The organism is Actinomadura sp. 3N407, from assembly GCF_052245875.1.
Taxonomy (GTDB): Bacteria; Actinomycetota; Actinomycetes; order Streptosporangiales; family Streptosporangiaceae; genus Spirillospora.
Map to the genome: position 1 here is coordinate 262,808 of NZ_JBQQBP010000012.1, position 9,902 is coordinate 272,709.

Below are 9,902 nucleotides of genomic sequence, written 5' to 3' on the forward strand. Positions count from 1 at the left end.
GTAAGTGGCCCGCCACCCTTCGAAAGGACAGTTCCACGTGACCACCGCCTCCCCGAACCAGCCCGTCCCAGCCGCGCAGGCGGGCGACGGCCCGTACTGGATCCGCTGCGGCGACATCGTCCCCGGCCACCCCGACCAGGACGTCCACATCAGCCGCTACGACGACGAGTCCGACCAGGACGCGGCGCTGGCCGCGATGGGCGCGACCAGCCGCGACCTGGACGAAGGGTTCATCCAGATCCACGGGCACCGCATCACCTGGGGCCGCGACCCCGACCGGTGGAACAACCACTCCAACGACCTCGGCGATTGGTGCCCATGGTCCACCGAGCAGATCCCCACCGACCACGGTGACACCCGCTGCCCGGCCGGATGTCGCGACTCCCGCCCCGTCGGCTCCGACGGCGAGTCCCTCGACATCGAGGACATGTGATGTCCTTGCCGACCTCGTACACCTTCCCGGCCGTGATCTCGCCGGACACCGCCGAGGTGTGGGCGGCCTACTTCCCCGGCCTGACGCCGCTGGAGGCGTACCAGGCCGCGTGCCGCGACCGCGACGAACGCGCCGCGCTGCACGCCGCCGTCTCGGCGGTCGCCGCCGAACTCCCCAACCTCACCGACGAAAGCGGCCTACCCGGCTGGCGGGCGCGGCTCGCCGCCGCCAAGACGGCGCTGCTGCGCCGGGACGGTGTCCCCACCTCGTGGATCAGCTCCGCCGGCGAGCCCATGGTCGCGGCTGGGACGTGCTGGAGCTGCCGGCAGCCCGGGGCCGACCACACCGACCACTCCACCGGGCGGGCTCGCGGCCACCACACCGCGTGCCGCGCCGGCGCGCAGATCCGCTGCGATCTGCTGCTGTCGGTGTCCACGCGACTGCTGTGGGGCGAGGAAGGCCGGGCCCGTATGTGGGAGCGCCGCGCGCTGGCCACCCACCAGCAGTTCGCCGCGCCGCCCGAGGCGGTGGCGCGGTGAACATCGACCGGGTCCGTGAGGGGAGCCGACTGCGGTCCCCCGACCGCCGCGACTTCACCGCCACCGGACCGGCGCGCCGCAACGCCGGTTGCGGGTGGTGGGCGGTCCCGGCCGACGGTGGCCGCCGTGTCTTCCTGACCCAGACCGACCTGGACAGCGGCTGGCGGATCCTGGACAACTACCGGATCGTGCCGTACGGCGCCCCTGATCTCCCCGCCGACCTCGCCGACGCGCTCGCCGCGGCCGTCCCGGCCGGGATCGAATGGGTCGCCGCGACCTCCACCCGCCGCCGGTCCGGGAACGTCGGCCTGACCGTTGACGAGCACGCCCGCCTGCACATCACCGCGCCCGCGGCGATGCCCGCCGCCGACGTCGCCGACCTCGTCACCGCGCACGCCGCGTGGATCCGCCGGCACGTCTACCGGACCGGCCACGGCGGGCCGCCGCCCCCGGCCGGGCAGACCGTGAAGGAGATGGTCAGCGGGGAGGGCTTCCCCTGGCTAGGCCGCCCCACCCGCCTCGCCGTCGTCGACACCCCCGACGCGCCGCCCGCCGAACGGACCCGCGACGGTTTCGGACGCTGGGTCCGCGTCCGCAGCGACCTGGACGACCGGGGACGAGCCGACGCCGTCATCGCCCTCTACCAAGCCGAGGGGCGAGACCTGTGCGCGGGGCGCGGCGCCCCGCTGCTGGCCCGCGCCGGCTACGACCTGCTGCCGCAGTGGGAGGTGACGACGTTGCCGCTATCGCGGCGGTGGGCGACCTACTACCCCCGCACCCACACCATCCGCGTCCACTGGCCGCTGATGCAACTCGACCTGGCCGTCATCGACTACGCCATCGCCCGCGCCTTGTGGCACGCCCAGGACCCGGACCGCCGGATCTCACTGGACGTGCTGCTGCCCGGCGCCGCCGACGCGGCCCGCCGTCTCGCCGACACCGGCCGGCACGTGTGGGACGGCGCCATACGCTGCCGCGCCCGTACTTCCACCCCACGGACAGGAGACCACGATGAACCGCCTGAGTGACCATCTCGGCGCGATCAGTGGCGGGTTCACCGCTGCCGTCCACGGCCCGCCCTCGGTGACCAGACCGTCTCGGCCCAGCAGATCGATGTCCGCAGCCGCGCCTATTTCGAACTGGCTGCCGAGATGTTGAGCGATGACCTGCCGCGGACGCAGCTCACCGCCTCGGAGGACGCATCCGAAGCGCGGGCCGCAGAGCAGGCCGGCGACCCCGCCAGCCGCCGCCCGGCGACGATCCTCCTCGGCGCGGACGAGCCTGTGTGGGTGCTGCGCTTCTGGGATACAGGGCACGAGGACCTGACGGTTTGGGCCGGTGACGATGCGGAGGACGCCGCGATCGCATATCTGGCGTCCTACGTCCGCGGTAACTGGAGCAACTTCGCCGACCACAGGGTCGTCGGCGAGCAGTCGCCCGCGAGCGACCGGGACGCCATCCGGCTGTTTTACGGCCATCCCGACAAGCAGGCCGGCCAACGTGGTGCCGAGGGCTACACCTTGTCCGCCGAACCGGTCCGGACGGCCAGATGACAGGCCCCACCGCGGTGCTCGACCGCGGGCAGCTGGTGCTGCCGACCGACACGCCGTGGTGCCAACGGTCCGAGCCTGGACGCGTCCACTCCTGGCGGCACCGCAGCGACGGCGGGTTCGACGCCGCCAGTTATGAGGCGGTCCGGGTGGACGAGGCGACGGCGCGGTCGTTCGTGCTGGACCGGCACTACTCGGGCACCTACCCCGCAGGGCGACTGCAGTACGGCTTGTACGAGGTGTCCGGCCAGACCCCGGAGGTGGTGGTCGGCGTCGCGGTGCTGTCGGTCCCGATGAACGTCAAGGTGCTGACCGGCCCGTTCCCGCAGCTGGAGCCCTACACCGAATCGGTCGAACTGGGGCGGTTCGTGCTCGCCGACCATGTTCCCGGCAACGGCGAGTCCTGGTTCATCGGCCGCATCGCCGAGATGGCCGCCGCTGACGGGGTCCGCGGCATCGTCGCGTTCTCGGACCCGTTTGGCCGCACCACCCTGGACGGATCGGCGGTGTTCCCCGGCCATGTGGGGACGATCTACCAGGCTGCGAACTTCGCCTACTGCGGGCCTACCAGGCTGCGAACTTCGCCTACTGCGGGCGTGGTACCGCACGGTCCCTGGCGCTGCTGCCTGACGGGTCGGTGCTGTCGGCGCGGGCACTGTCCAAGGTCCGCCGCGGCGAGCAGGGCCACCTGTATGTCGAGCGGCAACTCGTCGCGCACGGGGCCGAGCCCCGCCCCGACGGGACGCCCGGCGCCCAGTGGCTCCCCAGCGCATTGCGCCAAGCCCGCGTCCGGACGTTGCGGCACGGCGGCAACCACCGGTACTGCCTGGCCATCGGCCCACGTCGCCGCCGTGCCCGCAGCGCGCTGCCTGCCTTGCCCTACCCCAAGAAACAGGCCACCGCCTGCTCCGGCGCGGTACTTGCCGGGCAGGCCAGCCCGAGCGGATCCACAACGGACCGAGAAGGCGCCCTCACCGGACCTAAAGCGGACCCGTAGCAGAGCCTGGACGTGTGTGCTGAACCCATGACAGCACTACTCGCCCAGGTCGTCGTGCCCGTGATGGTCGCCCTACTCAACGCCGCCGTCACCGTCTGGGTGGCCCGCACTTGGCGCCCCCACCGGCCGGTGCCGCCACACCCGGCCCCAACCCCAAGAACGTCCGACCACCTATCAACCCCGGGACAACATCATGATCGCCGGTATCACCTTCTACGTCTCCGTCAGCGTCGTCTACGACCAAACCAGCAGCGACCCGAAAGACGACGAGGAACGCGCGGTCGAGACAGCGTGCCGCGCCCTCGACGCGGGCATCGACAGCCGCCATCCCCACGCGGTGATCCTGGACATCACGCACGGAGATCCGTTCGATCACGTCCCGTTCGAGCCCGCCAGCGAGTACCCCGCTGGCCCGGGCCCGGCGACCGCGGCGAGCCTGGCCGAACGAGCCGAGGCGGCCGGGGTCACCGCCCAGGCTCTGGACGACTTCGTCCATGACGCCGCCAGCGAGCGCGCCTCCCGCGTCAACAACGATGGGCCACAGGCGCAGCTGGAGTTCCTCGTCGACGCCTACGGTGTCGACGTCGTGCAGACGATGCTCATTGGGCTCGGTGCGCACGCGTAGCGTGTCCTGATCGCGTGCTGAGCCCGGCGCACCGCACCGCCTCCTGGCCGTTCAGGCGCTCGTCGCGGCGCAGCACTTGCGGCCGGTAGAGACTCCGCCGGTGCGCCTCGACCTCCAGGGTGGTACCGGTGTGGTGCCTCCAGCTGCCGCGCGGGCCCCACGGCCAAGGGCGTGGGCTCCGCCAGGAGGTCTTAACGCCGTACGATGGCCAAACCGGTTCACCACAAGTCGCCCCATGCAGTGCCGATGACCTGCCGATATTCCGTTTAGCGATTTTACAAATTCACTAAACCGGTATACACTTTATCGGGTGGGTTCAGCGATCCACGGTTATTGGAGGGGCGCCATGGACGCACCAGCCGCCGACCTTACTCTCACAGACGAGCAGTGGAATCACATTGTGCGGACGCAGCCCGACCGGGTTGAAGAGTTCGTTCCCACGGGTGCCACGGCTCTTGCGTGGCTGCTAGCCGATACAGCGGGTGCGCTCCGCATGGGGGAGTTGGCGATGCCACAAGTGGGGGAGATCGCACTGTGGGACACTAGCGACGCTGACGGTCACGACGACCTGGTCCTCACTGTGCAGATCTCTGATGACCTGAGGGTGGCCACCAGCCCCATCGAGATCTCCGCGTTCCGTGCCGACGTCCCCGAGGGGCCCGGCGCCGCGCGGTTCGCCCTGGAGAAGATCCTCTCGCTCCGCAACGATCTGGTGCAAGCTCTTGCCGGTTACGCGGCCACCGGCAAGAGCGACGGCCCGGCCCCCAAGGACGCCGCGATCCACGGCGGATCCCTCATCTGCCCGCACTGCACCGCGTCCGACGGCATCGTCGAGATCGACTCCGACACCCGCCGCAACCCCGGCGCCGCCATCGACGCCGACGCAGTGAGCGTCCACCAGGAATCCTCCAACTACGCGACTGTTCGCTTCGAATGTGCAGCGTGCGGAGGCGAGATCACGATCCCCTTCGAGGTCGCCTACTGATGCTCAACGGCAGATGACCTGTGCCCAGCGGGATGCGAGCATCAGGTGGATAACCCCGAGCTGTTCTTCGGGGGTGCGGCGCCGAAATCGGTGTGCACCTGATCGTATCCAAGGCACTGCGGAACCCAGGCCATTCAGTCGGGGACTCACCCCACCCGAAAGAGTGTCACTTGACCGATGTACACTTTGTTTGCCCCGGTACGCGGCCGGGACCCTCGAAGGAGATGATCGCAGTGAACGTGACCGCCAGCCGCTACACCGTCCAGGGCAACACCGTTCCGCCCGGCGGCCGCAGGTATGACCCGGCGCTGTGCATGGAGGTGGAGAAGCGGCGCGTCGAGCCCGGGCGTGACGACGACTGGTTCATCAACGCAGGTGGCGAGTACTGGAACTTCGCCGAGCGGCGCTGGGTGTGCGAGTACGAGTTCCGGCACACCGACGGCCGCGCCGGGTTCCTCACCGACCTCGATACCGCCATCGCTACGGCGAAGGCGTTCATCGAGGACCTCAAGGCGGTACCGGACCACGTCGCCGGCACCCGTGCAGGGAAATGACAGTGTGCACTACTTCGGAGGACCTCCATGGCTCGACCTCACCTCATCATTTCCGGAAGTGCCCAGGACGTGCCCTATCGCCACAGCGATGCCCAAGCCAGAGATGGCCGCACCCGCACGCACCGCATCCATGACCGCATGAGCCATGCCCGCCTGCTTACGCAGAACCTGATGGAGGCTCGCGACCGTGCACGGGAAACGGCGCTGCCGACGCAAGGACCAATTCCCAGGGGCTTCACCGTGTGCGTCGAAGGCTGGACGGACGAGCCCAGCGCCCCCCTGGCACTGGAGCACTTGGACGCCAACGGCGCAAAGCTACTCTCGGCCCGGGATCCTGGGATGCACGAATCGCTGGAGCTGGCCGTGGTGTGGATGCCTTACGGCGCTGAAACCACCCTCCTGGACACGTTCACTCAGTTCGCCCGCGATGACGCTGGAGGGGATCACCTTCGGCACGAGGCCCTGGTCGCCAACATCAAGCGGATCCGCGCTGCGTCCCTCCGGGACTTCTGGCAGGAACTCACGCCGTTCCCAGGCCACCCGGGGAAGCGGTGGTGGGAGGTCTGGTTCGCAACGGCTGGCCCACACGGAAACCCCGCGCTGGAGGTCGAGGCCGCGACACAGGCCCTGGGCATGCGGATGTCTGCGGGCACACTGACCCTTCAGGACCGTACCGTTGCGATGATCTATGCGACGGCAGAGCAACTTGCGCAACTGCTGAGGACCGACGCGATCGTAGCGGAGGTGCACCGGCCAGCATCACCTCAGCCGAACTGAGACCTTAGCCTGATCAGCCGACAGCAACGGCGCCCACGCTTCAGCATGTCCGCAGTCCCGGCGACGGACCAGATGGCGGGAGTCCCGGGGAGCTCGGCCTCGGCTGGGCCACGCCCTTCGCGTGGCCGGTCTGCCTGACGGCCCCCGGGGTGCAGAACTGGTGAAGTCTCGTAACCGTCTGGGGCCTACTCCTATTGGCGGGAGGGCGAGGACGGTCACAGCGTGTGGTCGCCGGAGGCGTGGCAGCCCAGGGCCGGTGGCAAACCGAAGTAGCGGTGACCTGCTGAAACCGGTCTGATCTACTTCAAAATCTCAGTATACCGGTGTACACTTTAGGTGTGGGTGAGCGGCCCACGCTCACGAAGGGACGCCATGAACGCACCAGCCACCGACCTCATTCTCACCGACGAGCAGTGGGGGCACATCGCCGAACTCGCCGACTACACCGACTACACCGCCGCCGAGTTCGACAACGTCCTGTGGATCCTGCTGGACGCGCGCGAAACCCTCAACGACACGCCTTCCACACCTCCGGCTGCGGCAATGGCGGGTTTGGACGCCATCGAGCTGTGGGACACCGGCGACAACGACAGCGAGGACCTGATCCTCACCGTATCCATCACCGGTGCCCTGACCCTCGCGACCAACCCGATCAAGATCACCGCTTTCCGTGCCGACGTCCCAAAGGGCCCTGCCGCCGCCCGGTTCACCCTGGAACAGATCCTCACCCGCCGGAACGAGCTGGTGCAGACTCTCAGCACCTACACCGTCACCGGCGCGGCCGAAGGCGCAGCCCCCAAGGACGCCTCGATCATCGGTGAGGTCCTGATCTGCCCGCACTGCACCCGCACCGACAGCATTGTGGAGATCGACTACGACCTACGCCGCAACCCCGTCTACGCGGGCGGCGCCGACGTGGTGGCCGTCCACCAGCAGGGCAAGAACTACCGCACCGCCCGGTTTGAATGCTCGGCGTGCGGCGGCCAGGTCACGATGCCCTACGAGGTCACCCACTGATGCGTGCGGACGACCTGTGTCCGGCGGGCTGCGGACACCCGGTCACGGCACATGAGGAGTTCTTCGGGTGCGGTGCGCTCGGCACCGCACCCGGCTGCGGCTGCACCTTCGGGGAAGCCGACCACGAGATGGACCTCATCGCCGACGCCGTCGAAGCGGCTACCCGCATCCGCCACGAGCGAGGCCGCCGCCGGCCGCGGGGCCGCCGCCGAGACATCCTCGACCTGTTCGCCGGGCCGGGCGGCTGGGACGAGGGCGCCCGCATCCTCGGCGTCGCCGACCAAGTCCTGGGCGTTGAGCTGGACCCCGGCGCATGCGCGGTCGCCCGCGCCGCTGGCCACGCCCGCCACCGCGCCGACGTCCACACTCAGGACCCCCGCCATCCCAAGTACCGGCACGTCCGCAAGCTCGTCGTGTCCTCGCCGTGTCCGACGTTCAGCCGGAGCGGGAAGCTGACCGGACTCGGCGAGGACTACCAGAAGGCCCTGGACGCGGTCACGTGCCTAGGCGTGAACTGCGACTGCGACTACCGCGCCCTGCCCGGCCGGGTCACCGACCCCCGCACCGCGCTCGTCGCCGAGACGGCCCGGTGGGGCCTGCATCTGCCGAACGTCGACCTGGTGGTCGCCGAGCAGGTCCCTGGCGTGGCGTACCTGTGGGAAGACCTCGCTGCCGAGTTCCTCGCCCAGGGGTGGGAGGACGCCGACGTCTTCACCGTCCACGCTGGCGGCGCCGGTGTCGTCGCGCGCCGCGAGCGGACGTTCCTGCTCGCGTCGCGGTACCGGCCGCTGGCCACCACCTTGGCGGCGCGGCCCGACATGCCAGCCCGCGCTTTCGCCGCGCCGACGATGGCGCAGGCGTTAGGGTGGCCGGTCGGCCACATGGTCCGAACCCGCGGGAACCGCGACCCCCGCTCGGGCGGGAACCTGTTCTCCGCCGATGGGCCGTCGCTGTGCCTCACCGGGTCATCCCGGTCATGGGAACGTGACGCCGACGGGCTCCAACTCACCGCCGCCGAGGCCGGGATGCTGCAGGGGTTCCGCCGCGACTACCCCTGGGCAGGGGACCTGCCCAAGCCGCTGTCGCGAACCGCGCAGTTCAAGCGGGTCGCCGACGTAGTATGCCCGCCCGTCGCCGCCGCGGTTCTCGGGTATGCCCTCGGTCTGGACTGGGAGCCCGCCCTTGTCGCGTACCTGCGGGAGCTGTACTGCCCGCCGCTACGCAGCGAGCAACTGCAACTGTCCGGCTTCCCCGACGTGTCGGCCGCCGCGTAAGCGCCGCACAAGGGGGTGTTATGGAACAACACTTCCCAAAGTCGCTAGACCGGTATACACTCTATCTGTGGGTAAGCGGCCCACCGAAGCTAGAAGGAGCATCATGTTCGCCAAGCTCACCAGCCCCCTCACCGGCAGCGTCCTGACGATCGACACCCGCGAGGACGGCGACAGCGGCGCGGTCACCACCGTGACTGGCACATCCGACACCACCCCCCTCAACCTGGAGCAGTCGTTCACCACGCCGCAGGCCGCGGACCTGTGGGCCGAGACCCTGAGGAACTGCCTGGTCGCGGGCGGGATGAACGACATTACCGCCGAGAGTTGACGCTGCCGCGACGAAGGAGGAGGCCCCTCGCCGACGCCCGGCGCGGGGCCTCCGCTCTTGGGATGCGGCCGGAATACCGAAAGAGCAAAGGCCAACGCGTTCGCGGACGCCGAAACCGGCTACATGGCGGCCGCGGTTGCTGCCGCGACCTCGGCCGAGAACTCGACCTGGCAGGGTCAGGTGATGACGGGGCCGCCGGTGCGATTCAGCACGTGCTCGATCCGCAACCGCATCGACCGGTCCATCCTGAGCGCTGGTACATCGTCGCGGGGAATCCACCGCACCTGGCTGGACTCTTCGCCAGGCGTCGGGTGACCCCCCACCGGCCGGGCCGACAAGACGATGGAGAACTCCTGCCGCACCTCGTCGTTGCTGGTGTAGTGGATGACGTGGCGGGGATCGGAGTAGAGCCCCACCAGACCGGTGACCTCACAGTCGATGCCGGTCTCTTCGCGGGTTTCTCGGATGGCCGCCTGAATGACGGATTCACCCACCTCGATCGCGCCCCCCGGGAGAGCCCAGTTGCCGTTGTCGGTGCGGAGAATCATCAGCTGCGCACCGGTGACGTCACTGACCGCGACGTTTACCGCCGGGACCAGGCTGTTCGCCTGCGGTGCCGTCGGATCATTGAAGTAGTCGATGCGGCGGTTCATGGTCATGTGCTTACCCGTCTCACACCGGCTTTGCCGCGAACCCCTGCGTGGTCTGCGGCGTCATCCCCCCAGCACCACGATCCCCAGCGCGAGCAGGTCGGTGCGTCCGGCGGCCGCGTGGACGGACGCCCCACACCTCCAAAAGGTCCATCACGAGTTGACAAAAGAAG

The 9,902-nt window shown here is 69.4% G+C and carries 13 protein-coding genes; 12 read left to right on the forward strand and 1 reads right to left on the reverse strand.

What is annotated here, in order from left to right:
- Positions 1–37: 37 nt before the first annotated feature.
- The 12 genes from ACTWPP_RS29015 to ACTWPP_RS29070 all read left to right on the forward strand — a co-directional run bounded on the left by ACTWPP_RS29015 (position 38) and on the right by ACTWPP_RS29070 (position 9,079).
- On the forward strand, positions 38–433 hold the full coding sequence (locus ACTWPP_RS29015) for a hypothetical protein (RefSeq protein WP_443107535.1): 396 nt from the start codon (positions 38–40) through the stop codon (positions 431–433).
- Positions 433–972, forward strand: a complete 540-nt coding sequence (locus tag ACTWPP_RS29020; protein ID WP_443107536.1) for a hypothetical protein — start codon at positions 433–435, stop codon at positions 970–972. Before ACTWPP_RS29015 ends, ACTWPP_RS29020 begins: the two co-directional genes overlap by 1 nt.
- Positions 969–2,000, forward strand: coding sequence for a YgjP-like metallopeptidase domain-containing protein (locus tag ACTWPP_RS29025; protein ID WP_443107537.1), 1,032 nt, complete (start codon positions 969–971; stop codon positions 1,998–2,000). Before ACTWPP_RS29020 ends, ACTWPP_RS29025 begins: the two co-directional genes overlap by 4 nt.
- Before the next feature lie 123 nt (positions 2,001–2,123).
- On the forward strand, positions 2,124–2,525 hold the full coding sequence (locus ACTWPP_RS29030) for a hypothetical protein (RefSeq protein WP_443107538.1): 402 nt from the start codon (positions 2,124–2,126) through the stop codon (positions 2,523–2,525).
- Complete coding sequence (locus ACTWPP_RS29035; RefSeq protein WP_443107539.1) at positions 2,522–3,550, forward strand: Mom family adenine methylcarbamoylation protein; 1,029 nt, start codon at positions 2,522–2,524, stop codon at positions 3,548–3,550. Before ACTWPP_RS29030 ends, ACTWPP_RS29035 begins: the two co-directional genes overlap by 4 nt.
- A 162-nt stretch (positions 3,551–3,712) precedes the next feature.
- On the forward strand, positions 3,713–4,144 hold the full coding sequence (locus ACTWPP_RS29040) for a hypothetical protein (protein ID WP_443107540.1): 432 nt from the start codon (positions 3,713–3,715) through the stop codon (positions 4,142–4,144).
- Positions 4,145–4,652: 508 nt separating this feature from the next.
- Positions 4,653–5,129, forward strand: a complete 477-nt coding sequence (locus ACTWPP_RS29045) for a hypothetical protein (protein ID WP_443107541.1) — start codon at positions 4,653–4,655, stop codon at positions 5,127–5,129.
- Positions 5,130–5,353: 224 nt separating this feature from the next.
- On the forward strand, positions 5,354–5,683 hold the full coding sequence (locus tag ACTWPP_RS29050; protein ID WP_443107542.1) for a hypothetical protein: 330 nt from the start codon (positions 5,354–5,356) through the stop codon (positions 5,681–5,683).
- 27 nt (positions 5,684–5,710) lie between these two features.
- Positions 5,711–6,460: a hypothetical protein gene (locus ACTWPP_RS29055; protein WP_443107543.1), complete on the forward strand. Its 750-nt coding sequence runs from the start codon at positions 5,711–5,713 to the stop codon at positions 6,458–6,460.
- 372 nt (positions 6,461–6,832) lie between these two features.
- Complete coding sequence (locus tag ACTWPP_RS29060) at positions 6,833–7,477, forward strand: hypothetical protein (protein WP_443107544.1); 645 nt, start codon at positions 6,833–6,835, stop codon at positions 7,475–7,477.
- Complete coding sequence (locus tag ACTWPP_RS29065; RefSeq protein WP_443107545.1) at positions 7,477–8,751, forward strand: DNA cytosine methyltransferase; 1,275 nt, start codon at positions 7,477–7,479, stop codon at positions 8,749–8,751. Before ACTWPP_RS29060 ends, ACTWPP_RS29065 begins: the two co-directional genes overlap by 1 nt.
- A 103-nt stretch (positions 8,752–8,854) precedes the next feature.
- A complete protein-coding gene (locus tag ACTWPP_RS29070) occupies positions 8,855–9,079 on the forward strand; it encodes a hypothetical protein (protein WP_443107546.1) in 225 nt (74 codons plus the stop codon).
- Between the two features lie 176 nt (positions 9,080–9,255).
- Here ACTWPP_RS29070 and ACTWPP_RS29075 read toward each other — a convergent pair whose 3' ends face one another.
- Entirely contained in the window at positions 9,256–9,732 is a 477-nt protein-coding gene (locus ACTWPP_RS29075) for an NUDIX hydrolase (protein WP_443107555.1), read from the reverse strand.
- Between the last annotated feature and the right edge of the window lie 170 nt (positions 9,733–9,902).